Origin of the sequence: Gimesia sp. (assembly GCF_048262075.1) — a bacterium.
In the GTDB taxonomy this organism is placed as follows: Bacteria; Planctomycetota; Planctomycetia; order Planctomycetales; family Planctomycetaceae; genus Gimesia.
In genome coordinates this window covers 92,250-116,751 of the sequence record NZ_JBLXFK010000004.1, presented here as the reverse complement: position 1 = coordinate 116,751, position 24,502 = coordinate 92,250, and the positions used below count along the sequence as shown (strand labels likewise).

Annotated in this window: 25 protein-coding genes and 1 pseudogene; 17 read left to right on the top strand and 9 right to left on the bottom strand. The window is 45.5% G+C overall.

Features of this window, described 5'->3' with window-relative positions:
* Window positions 1-5: 5 nt before the first annotated feature.
* Window positions 6-632, top strand: coding sequence for a thermonuclease family protein (locus ACN0YH_RS10195; RefSeq protein ID WP_417379470.1), 627 nt, complete (start codon window positions 6-8; stop codon window positions 630-632).
* Window positions 633-738: 106 nt separating this feature from the next.
* Entirely contained in the window at window positions 739-1,752 is a 1,014-nt protein-coding gene (locus tag ACN0YH_RS10190; protein ID WP_417379469.1) for a hypothetical protein, read from the top strand.
* Window positions 1,753-1,851: 99 nt separating this feature from the next.
* Here the strand turns inward: ACN0YH_RS10190 and ACN0YH_RS10185 are convergent, their stop codons facing one another.
* Window positions 1,852-2,364, bottom strand: a complete 513-nt coding sequence (locus tag ACN0YH_RS10185) for a DUF6933 domain-containing protein (RefSeq protein WP_417379468.1) — start codon at window positions 2,362-2,364, stop codon at window positions 1,852-1,854.
* A gap of 313 nt (window positions 2,365-2,677) precedes the next feature.
* Here ACN0YH_RS10185 and ACN0YH_RS10180 point away from each other — a divergent pair, with 313 nt between their 5' ends.
* From ACN0YH_RS10180 to ACN0YH_RS10170, 3 genes are all read left to right on the top strand, one after another.
* Window positions 2,678-3,286: a hypothetical protein gene (locus ACN0YH_RS10180; RefSeq protein WP_417379467.1), complete on the top strand. Its 609-nt coding sequence runs from the start codon at window positions 2,678-2,680 to the stop codon at window positions 3,284-3,286.
* A 482-nt stretch (window positions 3,287-3,768) separates the two neighbouring features.
* The gene (locus ACN0YH_RS10175; RefSeq protein WP_417379466.1) at window positions 3,769-4,425 is read left to right on the top strand and encodes a hypothetical protein; all 657 of its coding nucleotides are present in this window, start codon (window positions 3,769-3,771) and stop codon (window positions 4,423-4,425) included.
* Window positions 4,426-5,736: 1,311 nt separating this feature from the next.
* Complete coding sequence (locus tag ACN0YH_RS10170; protein ID WP_417379465.1) at window positions 5,737-6,660, top strand: ArdC family protein; 924 nt, start codon at window positions 5,737-5,739, stop codon at window positions 6,658-6,660.
* A gap of 92 nt (window positions 6,661-6,752) precedes the next feature.
* On the opposite strand, the gene ACN0YH_RS10165 is transcribed toward ACN0YH_RS10170, so the two are convergent.
* The gene (locus ACN0YH_RS10165; RefSeq protein ID WP_417379464.1) at window positions 6,753-7,553 is read right to left on the bottom strand and encodes a hypothetical protein; all 801 of its coding nucleotides are present in this window, start codon (window positions 7,551-7,553) and stop codon (window positions 6,753-6,755) included.
* Window positions 7,554-7,834: 281 nt separating this feature from the next.
* On the opposite strand from ACN0YH_RS10165, the gene ACN0YH_RS10160 reads away from it, so the two are divergent.
* The 6 genes from ACN0YH_RS10160 (at window position 7,835) to ACN0YH_RS10135 (ending at window position 11,608) form a co-directional block, all read left to right on the top strand.
* A complete protein-coding gene (locus tag ACN0YH_RS10160; RefSeq protein WP_417379463.1) occupies window positions 7,835-8,902 on the top strand; it encodes a hypothetical protein in 1,068 nt (355 codons plus the stop codon).
* Between the two features lie 53 nt (window positions 8,903-8,955).
* On the top strand, window positions 8,956-9,354 hold the full coding sequence (locus tag ACN0YH_RS10155; protein WP_417379462.1) for a hypothetical protein: 399 nt from the start codon (window positions 8,956-8,958) through the stop codon (window positions 9,352-9,354).
* Window positions 9,355-9,417: 63 nt separating this feature from the next.
* Entirely contained in the window at window positions 9,418-9,633 is a 216-nt protein-coding gene (locus ACN0YH_RS10150; RefSeq protein WP_417379461.1) for a hypothetical protein, read from the top strand.
* Window positions 9,634-9,683: 50 nt separating this feature from the next.
* Complete coding sequence (locus tag ACN0YH_RS10145; protein ID WP_417379460.1) at window positions 9,684-9,998, top strand: hypothetical protein; 315 nt, start codon at window positions 9,684-9,686, stop codon at window positions 9,996-9,998.
* Between the two features lie 70 nt (window positions 9,999-10,068).
* Complete coding sequence (locus ACN0YH_RS10140) at window positions 10,069-10,503, top strand: hypothetical protein (protein ID WP_417379459.1); 435 nt, start codon at window positions 10,069-10,071, stop codon at window positions 10,501-10,503.
* Window positions 10,504-10,945: 442 nt separating this feature from the next.
* A complete protein-coding gene (locus ACN0YH_RS10135; protein WP_417379458.1) occupies window positions 10,946-11,608 on the top strand; it encodes a recombinase family protein in 663 nt (220 codons plus the stop codon).
* A gap of 318 nt (window positions 11,609-11,926) precedes the next feature.
* On the opposite strand, the gene ACN0YH_RS10130 is transcribed toward ACN0YH_RS10135, so the two are convergent.
* Window positions 11,927-12,649: a hypothetical protein gene (locus ACN0YH_RS10130; protein WP_417379457.1), complete on the bottom strand. Its 723-nt coding sequence runs from the start codon at window positions 12,647-12,649 to the stop codon at window positions 11,927-11,929.
* Window positions 12,650-12,897: 248 nt separating this feature from the next.
* On the opposite strand from ACN0YH_RS10130, the gene ACN0YH_RS10125 reads away from it, so the two are divergent.
* From ACN0YH_RS10125 to ACN0YH_RS10105, 5 genes are all read left to right on the top strand, one after another.
* On the top strand, window positions 12,898-13,065 hold the full coding sequence (locus ACN0YH_RS10125; protein WP_145232719.1) for an SEC-C metal-binding domain-containing protein: 168 nt from the start codon (window positions 12,898-12,900) through the stop codon (window positions 13,063-13,065).
* Between the two features lie 252 nt (window positions 13,066-13,317).
* The gene (locus ACN0YH_RS10120; RefSeq protein WP_417379456.1) at window positions 13,318-14,790 is read left to right on the top strand and encodes a HEPN domain-containing protein; all 1,473 of its coding nucleotides are present in this window, start codon (window positions 13,318-13,320) and stop codon (window positions 14,788-14,790) included.
* A gap of 139 nt (window positions 14,791-14,929) precedes the next feature.
* Complete coding sequence (locus tag ACN0YH_RS10115) at window positions 14,930-15,943, top strand: hypothetical protein (RefSeq protein WP_417379455.1); 1,014 nt, start codon at window positions 14,930-14,932, stop codon at window positions 15,941-15,943.
* Window positions 15,944-15,945: 2 nt separating this feature from the next.
* Window positions 15,946-16,401, top strand: coding sequence for an NADAR family protein (locus tag ACN0YH_RS10110; RefSeq protein ID WP_417379454.1), 456 nt, complete (start codon window positions 15,946-15,948; stop codon window positions 16,399-16,401).
* A gap of 29 nt (window positions 16,402-16,430) precedes the next feature.
* Window positions 16,431-17,051 (top strand): HEAT repeat domain-containing protein, encoded by a 621-nt coding sequence (locus ACN0YH_RS10105; RefSeq protein ID WP_417379453.1) that lies wholly within the window; start codon window positions 16,431-16,433, stop codon window positions 17,049-17,051.
* A 13-nt stretch (window positions 17,052-17,064) separates the two neighbouring features.
* Here ACN0YH_RS10105 and ACN0YH_RS10100 read toward each other — a convergent pair whose 3' ends face one another.
* From ACN0YH_RS10100 to ACN0YH_RS10080, 5 genes and pseudogenes are all read right to left on the bottom strand, one after another.
* Window positions 17,065-18,957 (bottom strand): GYF domain-containing protein, encoded by a 1,893-nt coding sequence (locus tag ACN0YH_RS10100; RefSeq protein WP_417379452.1) that lies wholly within the window; start codon window positions 18,955-18,957, stop codon window positions 17,065-17,067.
* Window positions 18,958-19,403: 446 nt separating this feature from the next.
* Window positions 19,404-20,012, bottom strand: a complete 609-nt coding sequence (locus ACN0YH_RS10095; RefSeq protein WP_417379451.1) for a hypothetical protein — start codon at window positions 20,010-20,012, stop codon at window positions 19,404-19,406.
* Between the two features lie 199 nt (window positions 20,013-20,211).
* The gene (locus tag ACN0YH_RS10090) at window positions 20,212-20,658 is read right to left on the bottom strand and encodes a hypothetical protein (RefSeq protein WP_417379450.1); all 447 of its coding nucleotides are present in this window, start codon (window positions 20,656-20,658) and stop codon (window positions 20,212-20,214) included.
* A gap of 82 nt (window positions 20,659-20,740) precedes the next feature.
* A complete protein-coding gene (locus ACN0YH_RS10085) occupies window positions 20,741-22,258 on the bottom strand; it encodes a hypothetical protein (protein ID WP_417379449.1) in 1,518 nt (505 codons plus the stop codon).
* 192 nt (window positions 22,259-22,450) lie between these two features.
* Window positions 22,451-23,362 (bottom strand): annotated as a pseudogene (locus ACN0YH_RS10080) (YifB family Mg chelatase-like AAA ATPase); the annotation flags it as partial.
* Between the two features lie 301 nt (window positions 23,363-23,663).
* On the opposite strand from ACN0YH_RS10080, the gene ACN0YH_RS10075 reads away from it, so the two are divergent.
* Window positions 23,664-23,762, top strand: coding sequence for a 50S ribosomal protein bL37 (locus tag ACN0YH_RS10075; RefSeq protein ID WP_002645378.1), 99 nt, complete (start codon window positions 23,664-23,666; stop codon window positions 23,760-23,762).
* Window positions 23,763-23,848: 86 nt separating this feature from the next.
* Here the strand turns inward: ACN0YH_RS10075 and ACN0YH_RS10070 are convergent, their stop codons facing one another.
* Window positions 23,849-24,493, bottom strand: a complete 645-nt coding sequence (locus ACN0YH_RS10070; RefSeq protein WP_417379448.1) for an RNA polymerase sigma factor — start codon at window positions 24,491-24,493, stop codon at window positions 23,849-23,851.
* Window positions 24,494-24,502: the final 9 nt, after the last annotated feature.

Below are 24,502 nucleotides of genomic sequence, written 5' to 3'. Positions count from 1 at the left end.
ATTACATGCGTTACCTCACAGCCATCGTGACTCTGCTCATCGTTGGGATTGTCCTTGCAGCCCCACCAAAGGTTGTTGACACTCTCACTGGAAAAGTGATCGGTGTTACGGATGGGGACACCATCAAGGTACTGGTCAACCGCCAGACTGTCAAAGTGCGGCTGGAGGGCATTGACGCCCCCGAATCGAGCCAGAGCTTTGGGACAAAATCCAAGCAGGCATTATCTAAGATGGTCTTCGGGAAAACCGTAACCATAAAGAAGACAGGGGAGGACCGATATGGTCGCACCCTTGGAATCATTATGGTGAGAGATGTAGACGCCAATGCTAAAATGATTGAGGATGGATGGGCATGGCACTACAAAAAATATAATGACGAAGAACGACTGGCTAAATTAGAGACATCAGCACGTATGGCGAAACGTGGTTTATGGGCTGATGCCAATCCACTGCCTCCGTGGGAATATAGAGCCAGAAAAAGAAGTCCAAACAATACGCCAGCAACAATGTTTTGGCTGAATACATCTTCCAATGTGAGGCACAACGAGAACTGCGAATATTTTAAGAATACGAAACGTGGTCGGACTTGTGGGCCGAACGATGGAAAAGCATGTGGTAGGTGTGGAGGGTGATGACTATTACTGAAAATAGCATATCGACAAAGCGGTGTTCAAAGTCCAGAATTGAGCATAAGCTTCTTTGTTCGGAGCATCTCCTATTTCATCAGAAGGTCATTCGATGAAGAATTTCTCCTCAATGAACAATCACTGTGTTTTCAACGCTTTCATTTTTCTTCTGTTGTGTAGCGGATGCAGACACATCAATGAACCCGCTACCAATACGAAACCTTCTATCAACTCGGAAAAGAAGGAAATCGAAGCGATCAAGGCACTCGGAGGAATAATTCATCGTGATGACACGGGCAATGGCATTGAAGTCGATTTTTCTTTCAGCACCATAAGTGATGCAGGACTTGTGCATCTTCAAAAGCTGACCAATCTAACGACATTGAATCTTGAAAACACCAAAGTCAGTGACGCAGGACTTGTCCATCTTAAAGGGCTGACCAGTCTGACCACATTGAACCTTGAGTTCGCCCGAATCACTGATACAGGACTTGTCCATCTTGAAGGGCTGACCAGTCTGACCACATTAGATCTTTCAGATACCAAAGTCAGTGACACAGGTCTTGTCCATCTTAAAGGGCTGGCCAATCTGACATCATTGGACCTTTACAGCACCAAAGTCAGTGATGCAGGACTTGTGTATCTTGCAGAGCTAACCAACCTGACGAACTTGGACATTGCACTCACTGGAGCCAGCGATGTAGGACTGGTGTATCTCAAAGGGCTGACCAAGCTGACGAGATTGAACCTATTATACACCAACATCAGTGACACAGGACTTATACATCTGAAAGGGATGACCAAACTGACGACATTGGATCTTGCACTCACCAAAGTCAGTGATGTAGGACTTGTGCATCTCAAAGAACTGACCAATCTGACGGTATTGAACCTTTTACGCACCGACATCAGTGACGCAGGACTAATACATCTCAAAGGGCTGAGCAAACTGACAGCATTGGACCTTTCATACACCAACGTCACAGATGCAGGACTTGAGCATCTCAAAGGGCTGACCAATTTAATGGAAGTATGGTTGCAAGGAACTAAAGTCACAAAAGAGGGAGTGATGAAATTGAAGGCAGCAATACCCGATTGCAAGATTGAACACAAGATTGAATATTAGAAATGTATGTAAGCTGTTTCAAAACTGTGAAGCAGAGGCCAAACCATTCTGTGAGATCATCCGCTTCATCAACTTCTCTCACGCCCAAATCAGCTATTTCTATTTTCTCGATTCCACCATCCTCTTAAATGCATCTTCTGGTCTGCCATATCCATCTGACTTTTTCTCAGCAATTGCTGATAGTAAAAAGTCATTCAGTTTAAAGCCCACTTCATGTGGTGGCATTTGATCTTCAACCAGCAAGATCTGAGCACATTCCACCAGTTGATTCATCGAGCTTGTCACAGATCGGTTCAAGGATTTCGAAAATTGAACTGTTTCAATTTCTGGAGCGATAAATTTCCTGAACGCCCATTGATTGGCATCGTCGGCTGTGAAATCTCTAATACAGTTCAAAGCACCTTCGACAAAGTATTTTTGATTTGTGATTCCCTTTGCCGGCATCACGCACGAGTACAGTGATTTTGTATTACTCAGTAAAATGTACTGACGACGATTTGCTGGAAAAATGTGGCACGACCAGTCTGCGAATGGATTCTGATGTAAGGGAAGGGCTTCTAATGTTCCAGTTTTGATTTTCTGATTGAGCTTTTGGGAGAGGCGGAAGATCATCGGAGTTCTTTTAATATTTATTTGTTTGCAATTACATTCAAACCAGTATAATAAACCAGCCGTCTGGAGCAGGCACACAGACTGCTGTTTTTCTACTATATTTATCCTCTTGGGTTAATCCCTAATAATGCTCAAACTCTCTCACTGTGCCTCCATCTTCTTATGCCTGCACTTTGCAGCCCCCTTTGCATTCTGTGATGATTCCAACCTCATCTCCGAACTCCGTAAACTCCCCGAAGTCCATTCTGTCACATCCACACCAATCAAAACCAAACCCAAACAGATCATCATTCATCTGCTGAACTGGCACTATTTGTCCAAGGAAGATTATGCCGCTGATCTATCAGATAGTAAATTATCAGAATCTGAAATCGATAAGCGGTATTTTGAATTTCTGAATGATGTGGAAGCGATCCAGAAAGAACAGAGACAGATCGTGAGATATTTGATTAAGAAACACAAAGTTCGATCTGTTTATATGGAAGGGCTCACTGAAAAGAACCTGAGTGCATTCAACAGCTTCATCAAAACGCTTAGGGAATTTGAAGTGCCAGAAGGTGATGGTGCTTTGGATCTATTCTTTAAAGAGCAGTACAGGCGGGACTGTTTACAGATGGGAGCAGCCGCTCAGTTGTTGATATCAAATGAATTGAAAACTGTTGTGCCTCTTGAAAACGCAGAAGCTTTTGAAGCGGCTAATCCAATTGGAAAAGATGGCAAGATTCAATTTGATGAAAAGGCAGAAGAGAAACGTGAAGATGAGATGATCAAGATCTTAATGAAGAGGAATGGGCTCAAAGTAATTGTATTGGGAGGTGGGCATGATTTAAAGAATAATCTGGAGCGGATGAAGTTGGGTTCGGTTTTGTATGTTCGAGTGAGTGGAAAGCAGTATGAGAGGGTTGTGAAGGATGAAAAGTAAGTATGTCTCAATTCACTTCATCGGCACATCGCTTTCAGCGAATAATGTCACCCTTTCCTCGAAAGCAAATTGACAATCCAGATGAAACGATTCGCCCCTTGCATATCGACATGAATACTTATAGGTAGAGTATCGTATTCTCTCGGTATCAGCTTTACTTCAAAATCATTCAGCCTCATGGCCTAAATCTCGCATTTCACAGGCCCTCAAGGAATCATGCCAAATAATGAAAGTTGACTTTGATATGGAAGAGATCGGTGATTACGGCAAATTGTAAATTTCAGCGATAATATTTTATGAGAAACTTAACAAAATAAACTTGAAACCCGATATGCTCATGCATACACTGTCTGATGTTTGCCACCGGCAATACTATTTTCAGCACAGGAAGTAGTATAGTCATCACATAAATACTTGAATTAAAGAAATGCTATATATTGAGTGTATAGAGAAAAATATTAACAGGAAAGGTTACTACAATTATGGGAATTACAGTTTTAATTTGTGGTGGAGAACCACCTGATGATGAGCATCTGGACCCAACACCCAACCCTCCTGAACCGCCGCCCTTTCAGTGTCACACTTTTGCACAGTTTCGTGACCACGGACCTAAGCTGCTAGGCCTCATGAATGAATACCTACTTGATATCAACTGTGAAGCCGCTGTAAATTCACCAAGCCAAGACACCCTCGCTCTGTGTCTTGGTGAAGCTTTTTCTGCATCACATGCAAACCTCGTACACGCCTATCATAGTAATAATACAACTCTTGTCCCACACGAGTGTTTTGCGTTAAGTGCCTTGTCTGCAATGTGGAACTACGCAGTTTCATTTCAGGTACGGGGGTCACAGTTCTCTCTTGTGACTAGTGAAATATCTGAAAGTGATATAAGGCAGAAACTTGATGAATACCTCGGTACTTTTCCACCACCCAAAGAGCAATGGCAGGACATATATGTGACACTTGCCTGCAATTGTTACACGAAAATAATCGGTGAGCTAAAATATTGTACCAAAAATGGAAACGAAGTGACTGTCTTCCATCACCTCAATGTCTTATTAGATATTCTGTGTGAAATGGTCAGAATACACATGTTTCGACGACCTCAACTTACAGCATCGCAAGTGTTTCAAAAGTGAAGCATTCGGCTCTTCTTAGTTCACCATCTGTTTCGGGAGAATTTCAACCTGAGTATTCTCGTCGATAATCTAGTAGCTTTCCAAGAGAGAGAATGATCGGATTGAGTTGAGGTCTAACTGTTACCGTAATAAGGCTTCGCTTCCCTATCACAGTTTAAAAATATACAAGATGGTGAGCGATGATATAGCCAGACGTTGGTGCCACCATGTTCAGAGAGGGGGATGATAGGGAGATCTCCGTGTAGAGTACACCAGTTACACTTAATTGGAATGTATCGAGTGGTACTGTATATGTTACTTCTATGCCAGATAAGCCCGTGACTGCGGCTTTCAAATCATGGTAGACGCAACCGTCCGCCTCTGGGACAATGGAATATAGGCGTATGGCTGGGGAGATTCAGGTCAAGAACCAGAACGATTTGGGGCGTTAAGGTTGAATTTCAATATATAATGATTAAGTTCATCTATGATAGAGCAGGTTTCAGTTTCACACCTGTTCTGTCACGAACTGAATAAATAGCATAGCCGTTTTGTCTTTCATTTTCCGCACATGTTCTGATTCCCTGATCTCATTGAAATTTGAGACTCCAATACATCGGACATCCATCATATCTCATTCTAACCTTATAATTATAGTTTTTTATCTGCGAACGCTTTTGCCTGAATCAGTCTCATAAAACCCATGCCAGCCTCCATCTCAACTCTCACTGAGAGCCCCCTCTACGACACAGAATTCTGGCTGACACCCACAAAGCAAGCAGTCAACACAACCTCTATCAGGAAACGGCCAGTGTCAAACAATCAACAAATCCGCACGGAAATTACAAATCAAATCATTAACGCTCTTGAGAGTGGATTGCTCCCACCGTGGCGAAGACCGTGAAAATCAGCAGGGGGCGTAGGATTGCTTAAGAATGTAGTCTCAAACAATCTTTACGAAAGTGTAAAGAAATAAATTACCACTCCAGTATGAGCCCACTCCATTACAACGTGAAACTTGAGACTCACCACGCCGCCTTCACCTGCGCCGTACCGTAAGACACTACAAATATAGCCATATTCTCTCCACATTCCATCGCCTCAAAGCCCCATTTCAGTCCCAAATCGGTTCAAATTCTCATTTGAGCGTTTGCGACAAGCGGCCTCTTTCTCGATTCTCATGCGATTCCCGAGTTGCTCGCCACGGCAGTAATAGGACACCGGCAAGACTAGATTTGCTGCCGCCATAGCACCGCAAAATAAGACCACATCCTCGGCATAAAGGACACCGGTAACAACGTCGTTCCCAATCCCATCACAAAGGACGACGCAATGCCAAGCCAAACAGAACTTCGCCAGCAGATTACAAACGAGATTATCAAATCTTTACAGCAAGGGATCGCACCTTGGAAACAGCCATGGTCTTCTGACCCATGCTGCGGCAGACCGACAAATGCTGTCACAAAGAAACCCTACAACGGCATCAATGTGTTGCTTCTCGGAATGCACAATAGAGATCATATGAGTCACGGTAAATTCTTCGCTACATACAAGCAGTGGCAGTCCATTGGCGGACAAGTGATGGCACGACCATCGGGTGTTCCCAAGGGAAAATGGGGTGCGAAAGTCGTTCTCTACAAGCCGATTTCAAAAACGAAGACCAATCGTAAGGGCGAAGAGGTCGAAGACAATTATTGCGTCATGCGGCAATTCACCGTTTTCAACATCAATCAGGTTGAAGGCGATCATCTGGATCACCTGCGAGTCGGTTTTTGCGACAATACTGATCCTGAAGTGTCGTTTCGAGAAGCTGATGAACTAATCTCTAACACTGGTGCAGGCATCATGCACGGCGGGAACAAAGCCTTCTATGATCCAGCAATCGATGTGATCCAGATGCCGCACAAACACCAGTTTGACGGTCCTGCATATTATGAAACTCTATTCCATGAATTGTGCCATTGGACAGAGCATCCTGACCGACTCGATTGGGATCGCAGTAAAGAAGGAAACTCTTATGCGATGGGCGAACTAATCGCTGAAATGTCGTCATGCTTTGTTTGTTCTGAATTGGGCATTCCGTTGACTGAAGGGTTGGACAATCACGCTGCATATCTTGGGCACTGGCTCATGGCTCTGGAGAGCGATCCGAGCTTCATCTTCCGTGCGAGCACACAAGCGTCGAAGGTTACTGATTACCTCTTGTCCTTCAGTCCAACGCACGCCGAAGAGTATGAACCACTAATCGTGGTGTGACTTGCTAAGCGGGGAAGTAGATGAAGTTGCCTCCTCGCTTTCGCTCCATAGGAAACTGATCAGCCCCATGAAAAATCATGGGGCTGATCAGTTTATAGTATACCGCCATCAATGGCATCAGCAACCTTTCTCAACGTCTTTGGAATTGAAATCCAGCATTTTCTAATGGTATCAATTCTTATTTTTGACATTGCATCTCGCCAATAAAACCCGATACAAAATCCGATAACTGACTCTGGTACAACCTTGGTTGGAAACAAATCGTTAAGAAATGTGCCAACGAACGCACCACCGACAATATCGGAAATTGCACGTCGAACAAAATTATTCTTGTAGTATCGGCGGGAATAAAAAAAGAGAAATCGGCTTAATCCACCGAGTGCGCCTGCAAGATTTTGCAGAAGTGATGTAAAGTGTTGTTCCCATTGCGGGAAGAGAGACGGCGTTACGTTTAGAAGAATTGTAAATGCGAGGAATAGGAGCAATAGGGATATAGGCGGCTCCCCGTCATCGTCATCACCTCCTTCAGAACTTTTATCGCCTCCACCACCGTTGTCACCTTCTTCTCCAGAGCCTTCTCCGCTAACGCCTACATCTCCGGTTTCTATGCAGTCCGAAGATTCGGATACTTCAGTTCGATTCTGCACGGGGTGATAGTCCTTCGGAGTATTCTGTTTTTGATCCCATGATTCAATGTGGGTTGGACCGCCTCCAAGCCAAATCGAGACAACGCATTTATTTCTAGTAGCCTTTTCCGACTCGACTGCACTTGATCTTACTCGTGGCAAGTCCGGTAGTGTTAAACCTTTTGCGTTATCACAGTCTTGTGCAAAGGCTTGACCAATCGGGCTATCATAACCACGGTGCCCTCTGTTCGTATTCAAACTCAGCATAATATCGTCTCCTTAGCGAGCGGGTTTTATCGATAATACAAAGCGTCTGATCAACCTTTCTAAAACAAGGAAATGTGAAACATAATCTCCCATTTTGGGCATACATATCACAGTTTGTCAATATGTTATATTCTCTACGTAAAAAACTTCCCCCCAATTACGAGTTATGACGGGGGTTTGTCGTTTTGCGATTTACTCTTCTGCTCGTGCCTTGGCTTTCTCTAGCGCTCCTTTTTCCCAAGTATTTCAACGTCCTTTCTCTCCATCAACTGGCGTTCGCTATGGCAATTGCTGATTACTTCGCTGAAATCCTAGCCGAAAATGATGTGTACTCGCACATAGCGGTGTATAGGACACCGGCAAGAGAACTGACAAGACACAATCAACTTCGCAACGGAGAATTTGAAATGAACATGCCGAATGACAACAACGACCAGATTCCATTTTTCCAAAATCCCACGTTTGAAAAACCTATAACCGCTCTTGAAGAGCGACAACAACTTTTGGCGCATCATGTGCGGCTTGTGGCTCGCAAACACAATCATGCTCTCTTCGTTTTTGGTGCCCAAGGTGGACTTGGGAAAAGCCGGACGATTCTCCAAATTTTGGACCAAGAGAATATCGAACCAGTTTTAATAAATAGCCATGTGACGCCGTTAGCATTTTACTCAATTCTTTTTCGCTATCGGAGTGAAGAAGTCATCTTCATGGATGACGTAGATTCAGCTTTTTCCTCCATGGCCCACTTAGGACTGTTGCGAAGTGCGCTTTGGGGATCACCACGAGTCGTAACATACGGTTCGAGCCAGTTGCCGAGCGACCTTCCCTCTTCTTTTGAAACAACAGCAAGATTCATTTTCGCCGCCAACGTCATTCCGAAAAAAAATGATGCTTTCAAGGCAGTCCTCTCCAGATGTGACATTTTTGAGCTTTCTGCGACAAATGAAGAAGTGGTTGATTTGATGAGATCAGTTTCGAAAAAGGGATTCCAACATCTAACCCCCGAAGATTGTGGCATGGTGATCGATTACATCGCCGAGAATGCGGATGACCGGCAACTTTCGATGAGATTACTGGGACCGTCGCTTCGCAAGCTGCTTTATGCACGTGGCGAAGGTATCGACTGGAAGCCAATGATCAAAAGTCAGTTGCAGACTCTTGGACGAAAGAACGAATCGACGAAGCGTCTCGATAGCAAAACTAAGGATTTACGGATCTTGCAAAACGCAATTCAGAAACATCCCGGCAGCGTGCAAGAGCAGGAGAAGGCATGGAGGCAAGCAACGAGCAAATCGAGAGCCAGTTTCTATCGTTGTCTCCAGCGTCTCCGTGCTGAACAAGGAGAGTAGGACACCGGTAAGTGAGTTGTAACAACAATCCAACTCACAACGGAGTCCAAACAATGAGCGAGGTAAAATCATGTGCGGTTTTCAACGGTCACGAACTCAAAGACATTCCAGTAATCAATCCGGGCAACTGGTTTGGCAAGACTTGGCTTGTCGAAATCGGGGGATCTTATTGGCCACTGTTTCTGATCGTCGAAGCAGACACCGTACAGGACGCCATAGACGAACTCGCAGGCAACGAAAAATACGGTCACAACATTACTGTCTCTGATGATGGTCTGGCCGACTACGACGCCGAGTCCTGCAACTACGGGCCGTCAGGTCAGGTGATCGACCTCGACCATCTGATGATCCACGGGGCTGAAGGAACAGATTCTCCGTTCCCATGCCGGTATTTCGGTGCAGGTCTACCCAAAGACGGTGTGAAACCGACCAAGTTCTGTCACCGGGATTAAGCTAACAGGACACCGGCAAGCCCACCATCAAACAACCAATCACTCAATCACAGGAGCAACAGGATGGACGACTATCTCGATCAATTCATGGAAGATCATTTGAACGGAAACTATGGCGATATCCTTGATGAACTGGCGGCTGATGAATTCGGAGATGAGTTCTCGGAGCTTCCCGAGTTCGACGAACCATGGGATGAAATGTTGGCGCAACAAGAACTCGAAGACTTCGAGCAATGTGATGAATACTTCGGGTTCTACGATAACGATGAGGATTGGTAGGACACCGGAAATCTCGGCAAATCAAACACATTCACCAAGAGGGAAAACACATGATCAATCATAACAGCAAAGCGACCAGTCCAAAATTTAAGCTAGGACAAGTAGTCGCCACGCCGGGAGCCATGGAAGCTCTCGAAGCGAGTAGTCAGTCACCAAATGAGTTTCTTAAACGTCATTTACAGCTTGAGCAGGGCGATCTTTGTGACGAAGACCACGAACTCAATGGCGAAGCTTTAAAAGACGGGAGCCGGATTCTGTCGTCTTTCAAGACAACAAACGGTGTCAAGCTGTGGATTATCACAGAAGCCGAAGACGGTAACGGTCATCGATCCGCAACCACTTTACTCCTACCGGAAGAATATTGACGATTGCCTCAATTTGGGACACCGGCAATTCCTATGTCAAAATCAACAACATTCTTCACAGGAGAAAAACATGGGATGGCTATTCAGAAATGGCAACACTCGAAAGGGATTGATTGCAGAACGAACCGAAGGTTGGGAACGAATCAACCCTGACGGTCTTGTCATCACAAGCACGTGCCTTGCTCACTGTTACCGGGGCGGTAGTTTTTCGGGTGTACTTTGGAGTGTTTGGGAACGCACTTTCATCAAAGATGACGCCGATTCCAGTCCCAAACAACGCTGGATTCAGTGCGACTTATTGCGACATCAAAACGGCAACGGTTGGGGTTACAAGGACATAGAGGAGTCCATGGGACCGTACTACTTCTCCTGTCCCAAAATATATATGGAGATGGTTCCCATCGAACAGTACGGCGGCAATGTCAGTTGGCGTGAGCAGGTTCTCCTGCACCATCAGCGATCCACAGAGAAACGTCTTGCTCGTCGTGCTGCTAAATGTCAATGAGCAGCAAGTAGGACACCGGCAATACGATTGTGGAAACAACAACTCAATCAATTAAAGGAACGAAAATGTCTGATCCAACTGAAATGATACGAAGAGTTCAAGCTGAAACGATCAACGCAAATCCGGGAAGTCGAGAATACTTGGAATCAAAGCACGGAAGAGTTTACGACACATCCGAACTCCAAGCTGAGTTCACGGTGATTGGTTTTCTCGCACCATATGTAATTGTCCAAAAATCCGATGGTGTGAAGGGGTCGTTGTTGTTTCAGAACTCGCCGAGGCTGTACCACAGTTTCTCCCCGGAATAGGTCCGTGGGTGGTGAGGCTCTCAAGGATGGGAGTCTCACCTTTCGGACACCGGAAATAACATCAAGCCAAAGAGGACCAACACAGAGGCAATGTGACAAAAAGGGTTCTCTCGAATTCCCTGCTTTGAAACCTCATGTTTCAGGCGTTTTCAGCCTTACCAAAACAACGACAAAATGACTCTAACCTTTTTGTCATCCTCAATGAGACCAAAGGACTTCCCATGATCGCTGCATATTGCCGAGTGTCCACGGCTCGTCAGAAAGCCGACAGTCAAGTCTCCGAGATTAGCAAATGGCTCAAGGCCAATGGCTACGATGAAAGCCAAGTCACATGGTACATTGATAAGGAATCGGGCAAGACTCTTCATCGTCCCGAGTTCGAACGGCTGCAAGCCGACATCTTTTCGGGTAAGGTCAAGACTGTCATCGTATGGAAGTTGGACCGTTTGTCACGTCGCTTGAAAGATGGTGTGAACTTGCTCGCCGATTGGTGCGAACGTGGCTTGAAGATTGTTGTCATCACTCAAATGATCGAACTCAACGGAGCAGTGGGTCGGATGATTGCCGCCGTGATGCTGGGTCTCGCAGAAATTGAACTCGAATACCGCCAGCAAAGACAGATGGCTGGAGTTGAGGTGGCGAAGGAGAGAGGGATTTACAAGGGGAGGAAACTGGGAACAACCAAAGCCAAGCCTGCTCGTGCCCAAGTGCTGCGAGATCAAGGACTCAAGATTGGTGAGATCGCAAATGCTCTCGGGACGAGTACAAGGACTGTGCAGAGGTACTTGAGAATGTGAAACCTATTTCGATCCGATGTTGCAAAAAATGAATTCGAGAAACTCGGATTCGAAAAGTGGGGAGATTCGACCGGGGTATCTGCCCCACGGCCACTACGTCACCACCCTCATTTATTGCAATTGAAGAGTTTTGATCTTTGTCTGCGCACGCTTAAAAACTGGCGCAAATTGAATCTCGAAAAAATCGCCGCCGCAAAAATATGGCTGGTATGATTGCGCCGTTCTCGGCTAATCAAATTAGATTTTGACCTGCCGATGAAGGGAGAATACAGTGACTTTGTGCGGAGACGAGTGATAAGCAACAGGAAATGAACTCTTTCATTGACATTGATCAATTATGCTCGCTTTCTCAATTCCATCAGGATTCCATTTTATTCGAATCTTTATATCACGACACAACTTTTCGTATCCTTCGGTAGATTCGAATGCATCGAGTTCTTCCTCGGTCATTTCATCAAGGCGTTTTCCGTCACTAATTCGAACTTCAGTATTATATTCAAACATAAATGAGCCATCAGGGAGAAAACCATGTACTTCCCAAACAGGCCAACGCTTAATTTCTCGATATGGAAATTCCATCGGATTGCTGAAATCAAAAAGAATCAATTCATAAGGGCCTGCCCAGATGCAACCATCGACGAATATGTATTTACCATCATTTGAAGGGTAGTGAGCAGCCCAACAAAATCCAAACCCATCTTCAGTGTTGTCTACACGTTTACCAGTATCTAATTCAATTATTGTTTGTCCCTGATAATCTTCTCCGCACACAAGATAATCATGTCCTGTGGGATGATCTTCACACCAAGAGAAAGGAAATCGACCATAGTTGCGTTTCACATCCGCAATGAGGCTGTCTGTCTGGATATTCTTTATGATACCTTGCGAATATTTCCATGAGTTCGGGCCATTGTCGTGAGTAATAATTTCCAATGAGTATTTTCTACTCGGAGATTCATTGAATTCCGTTTTTTCAACTTGGTTTGCTTGTGAAAAATTTTTCTCAATCTCTTTTCGCCTCTCCAAATACCAAGCCTGCATTTAATGAAAACTCCTCAATTATTGATTCTTTTTGATTTCACTCCGACATGGCATTTTTGTTTTCCCTGAATATGCAATCCTGATGATCGCTCACTGGGTTCGATTTGTCCAGATTAAATGAAATATCGAATACTCTAACGAACCCTGTAGATATCTGGGTGTCCTTTACGTCATGTTTGTCCCAAACCCGAAAGGAAGGTGCGCCATGCAAAATCGAGACTTTAACGAACAACCATTTTTTCGAGACGATGAGTAAACGTCGTCGAGGGTTCCCATCTGAAACGCAAGTGAAGCGGGGTGTCCGCATCGTTCACGGCGACAAGCTGTTGGAAGAAAAGCTCGGTCGTAATGATCTATGCCCATGTGGTTCTGGCAAGCGATTCAAAAAGTGCTGCCTCAAGTCAGGCCGCTTTTGACGACGTGACCCGAGACCACTTCTTTTAGAGACTGAATTTCCAAACCCACTCGATACATTCCATATCGAGTGGGTTTGCTGTACTCTGAACTAATGATTCAGGGATGATTTATCAACGCTGCTTACCATTTCAACTACACACAAACCGAGTCGCCGGCCTGCATCGGTATTCCGTGTGGTTTCTACCCATAGGTTCAGAGGATGAAAATGGCTGTTCGCCGACACAGATGGGAGTTTTTACGGGGGATAACGCATGACCAAAAAAAGTTACTTACAGACCGAACACTTTACAACTAAAGGCCACTGGTGGTTGCCAAACACCAACAAGAAGGTTGCAGGTGAGCTTTCCTACACAGAAGGGGATCTGACCCTTTCGCTCTACGGTGGATTGAGTGAAGCCACAGTCGAGTCGCCATTCAGTGCTAAGCCGGACGAGTTGGAGTATTCACTGATTCATGGGGAATTAGAAGACAACACGGCCATTACAGTGCTGAAACCGTTCTACACAAAGTGGAAGCCTGACATTACAACTCTTGCTGTTCGACCGGGATCAAAAGTTGAGCTTCGCTCATCTCAACTGGGTTGTGGAGCAATCGTTGAAGGAGCCCATCTCTGTTCCAGCGATGAGACCTTTTCGAAATGCCGAGTAGAAATACCTTGTCTGGATATCTGGCTTGGAGTCTCTCCATTTAATATAGACATGAAAGACTTACCTCGAAGCATAAGTCTTGACTATTCAATTCCTGAAGATGAACAGTATAAAATCGAAAGCTCAGATTGCCGAGTGAGCTTTACTCATGCTGTAACGCCTCCCGGCTTACCGTTAGGTTCATCTCCAGTAATTTCACACCACACATACCTTGAGATTGATCTGTTGCAACCACAAACATTCTATCAAATACTGAGCCGCTCGTCCGATGTCGTAGACTTATTGTCTGTTGTTTACGGTGGACCTCTTATGCCAAGTCGAACGATGCTTTATCGCCCATCTTACGATGAGCCACTTTCCGTCTTTTATCCTCGGCATGAAGTTGAGTCCAAGAGCTATGATACACACGATTTCCTCATTCGATACATCGAGATCAAAGATAGCTTCCCCACAGTGCTTCGCAATTGGATGAATTCGACTGATAATATCAAGCGTGCAAGCCGAATGCTAATTTCGAGCGAACGGCGTCCCTCGAATTTTATAGAGTTTCGGTTTCTTCCATTAGTTCAAGCCGTTGAGGTACTGTCCAATGAGGCCGCACACGTGACAGTGATTGAAGAGGAAGAATTCAAAATAATTCGAGAAAATATGCTGGAATCAGTGAAAAATGAGATTTCAAAAGAACTCACGAACTCTATCAAAAACAGCTTGCAGTGGGCTAACGGTCGCAGCTTGAGAGATAAGCTGCGGAGCTTTCTCGGGGAACTACAAGATGACACATGGCAACTATTTGCGGTCGATAAGGAAATGTTTTTAGCCGGGGTCGTGAAGACCCGGAACCACTACACCCATTATTCAACGAAAGCAAGGGGACGAATTCTTCAGGGAAGAGAACTTCACTGGGGAATTCAGAAATTGGCTCTAATGATCCGAATTCTACTCTTAGTTCGTGCAGGTGTTCCTGAAAAGGTATTACAGTCGGCAATTCGAGAGCACTTTCGGTTGAAGCAGGAACGCAGCGTTTGGGCTGGCATCAGTGAGGATGGATCAGAATACGTTGGATACGAGCAACAATAAAAATCGGCTACGACTTCGTCCAATAAAAGATTTATTTTCCAATGTATATCAAAATCCAAAACTCATCTTCTCGGACGGCACTCAAGTTGTGTATGTCATCGGTCAGTATGGTAGGACGTTGCATTCTCGGAGGGTTTAGATGAATAAAATGATTAAAGACTTGTGTTTAATTGAAGAATTGGAATCATCTCACAAGTTGATTATTGCAGGATTAGGTGATCTTCAAGATATAGATATGGAGAACGATTTCTACCATTTGCCACACCAGTTGCTTGCCAGTGGTTTAGAGCGGTTAATGAAGTGTTTTATTTGCTTAGTGTATGAAGCTCGGAAAGGTAGTTATCCATCTTTCAAATTCCTTGTAGACCTCGGTCACGATCTATCATCTCTGAATCACAAGATTTATACAGAATTCTACAATACTCATAATATCCAACTACTTGAAGAAGATTTGGCATACTTAAAGGGAGATTCCAGCTTACATCAAATAATTCATATACTCTCTGAATTTGGAAAAAAAGCACGCTACTACAATCTTGATGTTATCACCGGAAATGAAAAACTTCCCATCAACCCTACGGACGAATGGGAAGAATTAGAAGCGAGCATTGAGGATAAGACTCCGTACCTTGATGAAGACGACATGCAATTACTTTACCGAGATTATTACCCTCGTGTTCATAGCAAAATCATCAGCAAGCTAGAACGGTTCCTTCGAGCAATTGCAATGCAATTCACGCTTGGCAATCACGGTGCCAAATTGCAGCGATTCTCTATGACTTACTCATCTTTCAGAAACCTGAAAGATGAAGACTTTGGCAACACGGACTACAGACGCTCTGTCAAAATATTAAAACAAGATCAAAAGAATTGGACTCGACGTTCATCTGAAGAATTAAAAGCCAGCAACTGGCCGAAGAAACGAATTATGAAAGCCGATTTTCCGGGAGAATGGCCGTTTCGATCCGAAGAAGTGACCCTTGAATGTCGTAATTCTCTGATTTGTATCATTAACATTGAGGGTTTTGATTTTGCACTAAACGGAATGGCAGCGGGGCATCTAAACCTGCCTGACCCTCATGGTGCAGGAATAGCAATTTTTGGAAAATCAGTGGGGCCATTTATCGACATGGCTCTTGAGCTTGGAAAGTAAGAATGTCCGACAACAATACCATCAACTTTTACAGCGTTGGAGACGAGTACGGCGAGTTTTCGAACTTTGCCCCGTTTCCGGTACGAATAGACGGCAAGAAGTGGCCCTCGTCCGAGCATTACTTTCAAGCTCAAAAGTTCGTTGGTGATGAACACCTCGAAGCAATTCGCAAGGCGAAATCACCTATGATCGCCGCTCGCATGGGCCGGAGTCGAAAACGACCTTTGAGAAAAGACTGGGAGTCGGTCAAAATTTCGATTATGCGAAAAGCGGTACTTGCAAAATTTAAACAATGCGAAGACTTGTGTGAGATGCTCATTTCGACTGGCGATGCGAAAATCGTAGAACATACATCAAACGATTCCTACTGGGGAGATGGTGGCAACGGAAGTGGCAAAAACATGCTTGGGCAAATCCTGATGCAAGTACGAGAACAGCTTCGGGACGAGCGTGGATAAATTTGCAGCATGGAAGAGTAGATATTATCATGGATAACAACCACAACATAATCGAATTACTCCGCACGTTTGCCCATCGGACTGATCCCGACCGGGTATTCGACGCCGAGCAAGCACTTCAACCCTTCGGAGATGAGATAGTCCCCGCTCTCATTGAAGCTCTCAATGATCCCGATTTCGAAATTCGCATCCTCGCTCTCAAAATACTCGAACATTTCGACGGCGATACCGAGCCCGCTTTACCCGCCATGATCGAGGCACTAACAGATTCCGACCGCAATGTAAGAATGTGTGCCCTTGAACCTGTGGCGTCATTCGGCGAAAAGGCGAAAAAGGCTGTGCAAATTCTGGAGAAATGGATCGGTAGCGATGACGAGTTCAGTCATGTGTCGGCAACGGGGCATATACTGATGATCGACCCGACCAGATCCGAAGAACTTGTGCCGGTGTTGCTCAAGTCTCTGGAGAGCGACGACTTTGGCATCCGATGCCAATCGGCATGGCTGTTGGGGCAACTCGGAAAGATCGCCAAAGAAGCTGTTCCTTCATTGAGGCGACTGCTAAACGATGAAAATTCGTTTGTTCGGAGTGTTGCAGCCGATGGACTTCGGGATGTTACGGACAACGACATAACTCATGTGGCGATTTGAAACTAAACGAGTTTCAGTGAATTATTTTGCAATTGGGAAGTGCTCGTTTCAGCTTCTGGATGCCCGCTTCGGATATGGACGTGTTATTGATCTGGAGTACCGTCAATTTCTTCATCTCTGTCAAGTGTTCAACTCCACTGTCCCCGATGCCTTTGTTTCCATTGATACGAAGCCCCTTGATTTTTTTGAGTCCCGTGAGATGGCGTAAGCCATCACTTGTAATTCGTGTGCGCCCAATGGCCAGATAAGACAGATTCGAGGGCTTGGCAAGAGCTTTGAGTCCGTCATCCGTCAGGTTCGTCTTGTATAGGTTCAATGATTGCAAGGACTGAAGTGTTCCAATGGCAGCGAGATGGGATTCGGTAATTGAAACCCCCGTCAGGTCCAGATTGATAATTTCGCCTTTGGCGTTTACTTTTTCTGACTTTACAATTTTCCGAAGCGATTCGAGGTCCACGAGTGGTTTGGGAGTGGTTGGCTGTGTTGATGTTGTGGTACTGTCTCTGTCCAATGAAATCTTGATTGGACAGCCGCCTAAGTGATGCGGTGTTCCCGGCCATTTAGGAGTGTAACCGTAAAGGAGTAGCCCCGTGAGTGTCTTTCCAGAAACACGGGACACCACGAGAGTCGGATGAATCTTGCATTCTTGCGTGTTGATGACAAATGCGAAGACTCGCTCGATCTGAACGGGCTTGGTCCAATCGACGCCGTCTTTTGATGTCGTAAGGTAGAGTCCACTCTGGGTCGCCTTCATAGGGCGGGATTGAATATCTGATTGCACTCCCATTCCGAAGACCATGACATAACGATTCCACTGTTTAACAAATTGCACGTGTGGGGTGTAAGTGTCAGCTTGCATTCCCGCTGAGATAACAGGTGTGTCGTGACCTCCCAGCCCCGGCTCGGAGAAACTATTTTTGTAGAACTTTATCCAAGATCCGGGGAGCCCTGCCTTCTCAATGGGACTGCGGGCCACACAAATTTGTACTCCTCGTTTCAGTCTATTGCTCCATTCAGTGTAGTAGCAGAGTAAATGTTCCTCTGCCCCATCGATGCACACAGTGGGCTCACCAACACCTTGTGCATTCCATGCTTCCGGTGGGCCTCCCTCTGTCTCCCAGCCACGAAGAACTTTGGGCTTGTCGGCTGTGATGCACGGGCCCCGCTTACTGAAACCTCTGCTATTCTCCGACACTTCCCCCACGCAAACAGCCCCATAGAATCCCTGAACGCCATTGACTTTGACTTTACCAATACCTTCCTTGTCCTCGGCATGATAGAATCCGACAACCCTGTTCCGTTTTTGATTGTGGAAAATACCGCCAATACCTGCGTAGTGATTGTCAGGAGAACCTGCTGGTCCCGGCGAAAGAACTTTGCCAACCGGGATGGCAGTTGTGAAGCTCGTTCCCGACCAAACATAAGTGGAGTCGCCGCAGACCATGGTGAAGGTTAAAGGGCTATCTTTTAGCACGCAAATCGCTTCATCTGGAAAGTATGACACACCACCACGACCCGGTGGAATTATCACTTGGTTGCGACCAGTTGATACAGACACCTCTGATGGGCGTGGCCATTTTTGAAACACGTCTTGAGCCGTTATGTTTCCTCGCAGCGACAACACGATCAAGGCCGTTAGGAATACGAGAGGCAATGTGCTCTTTCGGTTTCCGCAAAGAGCAGGGGCCGTATTCGTTGAACCGGGGACCGGTGGTGGCTTTGGCAAATCTGGCTTTGTAGGGAACAATCCCTTTACAATACTCGCAGGCTTCCAATCGTCTTTACCTTCTGTCCAGACAAGATCGGTCGGTTGAATCTCGCCAGAAACAGCAAGTTGTTTCAACTGCTTGGAAGTGATTGGACCTTGCCTTTCACCCTCTTTCGTGTAGTACCATTCTTGCGCCATTGTGCTCTCCCAAATTTTGTGCGTTGGACGGTTTTTGCCGTCTTTCCGGTGTCCTGTACCACGATCAGCAGCGCACAAAAAAAGAGAGCACCGAACCGAGGTCGCTCTCCACACGCCCGCCAAGGCGCACAATCGAACAACACAAAGCCGGTGCTCCCATTTCAAGGAACATCCGTCCGAGTGCTGCTTCGATTGTTCAAGAGTCTTTTGACTCAGGTTGGCGATTTGTGGAGAAGCAGTATCTGACGTTACACGTCATTAAATTGTCAGTTTGGCCATTACAGGCCGTTAAATAATTCTCCTTTAGTTTTCTTTTAATAGCTTCGGCAGACTGTCGAAGCATCCGTGTATCAATATACAGTGAGGAGCCAGCGCCATCCACAGTTATTGAAAGAAAATATGGGATGGTATTGGTTTTTGAGTCAATTAGAGTTTACAGTTTCGAGTCAATTTCCCCAACGTTCGTAGTAGGCTGATTCGTCTCCGTCCTCTCCGTAGTTGCAATTCCAACACACGCCGAAATTGGTTTGTTGCCTTGCGCCACAAACAGGACATTGAAACCGCCAATCAGGAGGCGGCACAAACCCTGTGTACTCGGGTTCCTCAAATCCACCATCCTTGATCAGATCAGTATCATGATTGTAAATAGTTGTGTCCCAGTAGGGATGCCACCCTGCTTTGCGTAAGGAGTGGTAGTTCGGGTCCGCATAGGGGTAAATTAAATGATGAGCGATTGTATGAGCGACCCATTGCCAAAATAAAATGAACCAGAGCGTGGCGTGGCTAATCATGTACCAGAAAAACCAACCAGCCCCAAATAGCAGCAGGAATGACCATACAACACAGTAGGTCAACGCCATGTTTCTCATGATGACAGAGATTGCTGACCGAGGTGCCCGCCCACTGTCTTTCCAAGACAGAATGAGGTAGGCGACCACAGATATGATCAGGAGCGTGGAGAAGCTCATCTCCTCGTGCATCGGTCCCATGTGAATTTCATGGAAGAAGTACGCCACCCACAGCGGGGAGATGAGGAACAGTCTGGCAACCAGCATTTTGATCTCCTTTAATGAGGATTTTTGCTGGTTTTGCCGGTGTCCTTTCATGCTCAAATGAGGATGGTCGTGATGGACGCACAATCAATATTCGTGACGTTAAACGAAAAAAATATTGGAAATGTAAAGGTATGTAATACATTTACCATGGCGTGCTTAGCGAGTTTGTTTATGGGCAACCTTATGAAACAGAAATGTTTTAAGGAAACGCAAGTAATTCGAATGAATCACCAAAAGTTTTTCCTCCAGCAGCTTTCAATTGATCTATTGATAACTCATCATTGCTTGTGAGGTGGACACTACCACTAACAGCTACTTTATATCCTGCACCAATAGTTGGTTTCATATCACTTGGAATTATTTCAGTAATTTTAATATGATCAATAATCGCTAACTCATTCTGTAAATCAGAATTGGCTTTTTCAATTACATCATCAATATTATTCTTATCTAAAGATTCGACTGTAGCCTTAAACTCAACTGAAGTTTGCTTTTCTGGTATTGACTGTGGAAACCATCCACATTTTTTACAAATTTGCTTTCCCTCTTGATGGGAATACTGACTACCTTGTCCCATTTGAAAAAATTGTTTCCCATGATCAAAATCAAAACTTCTACCACCACATTCAGGACATTGATATTGCATTCTTGATTTATCCTCATTTTATTGAAGTCAAAAACTAAATTCATACTATTTCTTCAAGAATTACAACAAGGACAGACTCTAACTATGGCATTCGCAGGACACTGAAATCACCAAATGACTTAGATTCACCATTTCGGAGTGTCTGTACCACTGCTTTAACGTCAATAACAGTACCGAATTCGTCTTTAATAAAGCTATTTAACTCGGTGATTGTGGTCGGGAATCCAATTGAATCGCTCGTCTTTATCCCCCAAATCAAACCGTAAAATTTATCGGCAGGAATATTTGAAACAGTTTTGGAATTAGATTTTTCTACTTTGCCTGTTAGATCAGATCCAACAGTTTTTTGCACGCTGATCGGAGGGCTTGGTTGGAAGTTATTATCGAGCAATTGAACTTCGACTACGCCTTTACCTGTTCCAGAGATACCGGTTTTTCGTGTTTTAACTTCTATCTCGAATGTGTAACTATTGAGTTCAGAAATAACCTTTACGTTTCCAATTACCCTAGTGCTTCCTTCTGTCTTCTCCTTTGTGTATATCACGGGCTCACGTCGAATATTATTTGTAGCTGGTGCGTCAGTCGTTTGGCGTGGTTTTGGCTTCTGAGGTGGCTCAGAGGTCCTTGAAGAAACCTGCTTTTCAGTAGGAGATACGTCAAGCGTTTGACTTGGATTTGGCTCCTCTGGAGAGGATGATTTAGACTTGATCGAGTGAACCTGTTTGTTAATAGATGATAGATCATTTGGGACAACTTGAGGAGTAAAAAAAAACGTGACAATGCCAAGCGCAAGCCCACCTCCTGCCCGAATGATCGAACCGGAAAATGAAAGATCGACATGAAGAAAACCGGGGATAACGCCTCCCATCACTCCCATTGCAAAGCTTAGTATGATTCGAAGTAATGCAAAATTTCTAGCTGGAATCTCATCCTGCTGAAGTGCAGCATATAATACAGCTAGTAAGACTACGGCTGCTAATGTAGCAACGGTGACTTTTTCCCAAAGTTCAGGGATATAATGAGCAACTAGATTGTCACCTGCATCTGGATTGTCACCCGATAGTGAACCATTGGCTATTTCGCTCGTTTGGTCAATTTTTTTTTCGGCTTCAGTTTCCAATGTTGCTTTATTCAATTCCCCACAAAGCCTTTCCAAGTTTCGATTTCCTTTGCGTGTCATTTTCCAACGAAGATCAGTCGTTTCTTCTCCGATGTCCCAGTAAAATGCCAATCGATTCTCAAAAACCTTGAAGCGGGTTGCAGGAGGCGAGGTATAACCAATTTCCCGAATTATGTAGTCAGTCGGTAGAATCAAGATCAGAATGACACTTCCACGATGTGCTGTATCACGCCAAGCAAACTCGTTGTCTCCGAGTTGGTCCAGACTTGCTGGTACAATTTGATGATCTACATCGCCGGGGGATGCTTTTACAAATGCCACATCATCACCTATTGAAACAAAGCCACGCCGTTTTTTAGTGTCATTCCAGCTTAGGACTACTTCATGAGAATCACTAGGAACACTGAATCTCTCAACTTGGCAAACAAACTTCCCACCGTCTTCGGAGATGTTCAAGACTTCGACTGAGCTCGACCGCATAGTAATTTCCCTGCTTCCGATAATTCTGTCGGGGGTAATGTTTTTCATCTATAGATTAGGTAATTCAAATAACTATAGTGGACCATGTTAGCGTTCTAATTTTTCTGCTTCCACAACATTCTCTTTACTTTCTAAATTTGTTAAATTCTGCTGAATAATTTTAAATTCGTACTACTACTGCTAGACATATAACAGGAACCCATTATGCGCCAGGCTGATTTCTCCGGGTGCAGGCGTCGACCCGCCTCCCACCAGTCCTGCCTCACTAATGGTATGATGAGGCGTACGAAACTGGCGGAGCATCACCAGCGACTGATCACTGGGCAGCCGTCCCATTGCACTGTAGATGCGTGTTGTCTCCAGACTCTCTTCCTGGGACAGTCGAGGCAGTATCGTACTGATCCGCGAAGCCAGCAGGGTCTTTCCCGTTCCTGGAGACCCAATCATCAGCAGATGATGCATGCCGGCTGCTGCAACCGTGATCGCCCGCTTCGCGTATTCCTGTCCTTTGACATCACTGTAGTCAATATCGTATTTGCCATGTTCTTCCAGCGCATTTTCCCAGCAGAATTCAACCGCTTCGATTGGCAGATTGCCAGTATAAAAACCGACGGCCTCCGCCAGCGTCCCGACTGCGAAGACGTCCAGACCATCCACGACGGCTGCTTCTGCTGCGTTCTGAACGGGAACCAGCAAACCCTGTTTGCCCTGCTCACGCGCTGACAGCGCCATCGAGAGAGCCCCGCGGACCGGACGTATCGTGCCATCCAATGCCAGTTCGCCTACTGCCGCGTAATCCTGAAAGCGATCTGAAACCAGCTGCCCACTGGCAGTCAGCAGGCCCAAGGCAATGGGGAGATCAAACGAGGCGGCGTCTTTGGGTAGGTCAGCGGGAGAAAGATTGATGACGATGCGATCAATGGGGCGATTGTAGCCACTGTTGACCAGAGCCCGCTCAATCCGATGCGTGCTCTCTTTGACGGCTGCTTCAGCCAGTCCCACCAGAATCGTCTTCGGCATTGCCCCTGGAGAGATATCGACTTCCACTTCCACAGGCTTGGCATCGATGCCAAACAGCGAGTAGGTATATAGCTTGGCCAGCATGATGATCTTCTTCAGTTAAACTGACGTTGTATTTGTCCAGTATCCGGTTGATCTCATCCATGCTACTCAGAAACAGAACAACAGTCCACATGCCTGAGGCCTCACAATTTGATTTTGAGCCTAAAATTCTTAACTAAAGCCGAAGAAATCCACTCGAGAACGGTGTTTTTTGATTGAATGGCTTTTTTTCATCAAAGGGTTCGACTAGAATACCCGACCCGATACCGATATATTCTGCAGACCCCATCAGTCAACGTGTGGTCTCGATGAGCAATATCTGAAGACCATAAAGGATAAAGTCATGGCTAAAACACAGCGAAAACTGAAAAAAGCAAATCACGGTCGCCGTCCTGCCAGTGCCAAAGCACGCAAGGCAAAACGCAAGCACATCAAGTTCTAATTTGATGTCGCAGCTGACCTGAGAAGATTAAAACCTCGTCCTGTGATGATCAGGCGAGGTTTTTTGCTGCGCGATTTCGTTTTGGCTTAATTCAGTCCCAGCCCGGCAAGATCTGTATCATGAATCTGGGCCGTTTTAATGGCGTCTTTTAATTTGCCAACCACGAAGTGCTTATGGTTCGCGACCGCCTGTTCTGTAATCTGCAGTTGCAGCGCGACTTCCTTATTTGCTTTCCCTGAAACAAACAGCTGTTCGATACATTGCAGCCGCTCGAACTCGCCATTCTTAAGCCAGGAATCTATCAGCGCCTGTAAACTCACGCAGATGATCTGCTCTTCTTTGGATTTGCGTTCTTTGCTGCGTGCCAGGCTGGAAGCCACCCGCGCGCGGCCCGCTGGTTCACGATGATTTTCCCGCGCGCCATTTTCATCCGGAAACAGCGGTATTGTTGGTCGCCGCCCCTGCTTGCGCAGCAAATCAGTCAGTTTATGCGAAGCAATGGCAAACAGAAATGATTCCAAGGGGGTCCCAGGATCATAATTGGGCAGGCTGATCAGAAAGCCCAGAAATGTTTCCTGGACGACATCTTCGCTGCTCGATGAATTGCGCAGGCGGCTGTTAACAAATGCCAGCAGCCGACCTTCATATCTGGCAATCAGTTCGGACCAGGCTTCCGCATCACCGGCTTTGATTTGTGAGACCAGTAGCTGGTCGGCTTCGTCGATCGGCATAAGTCCATC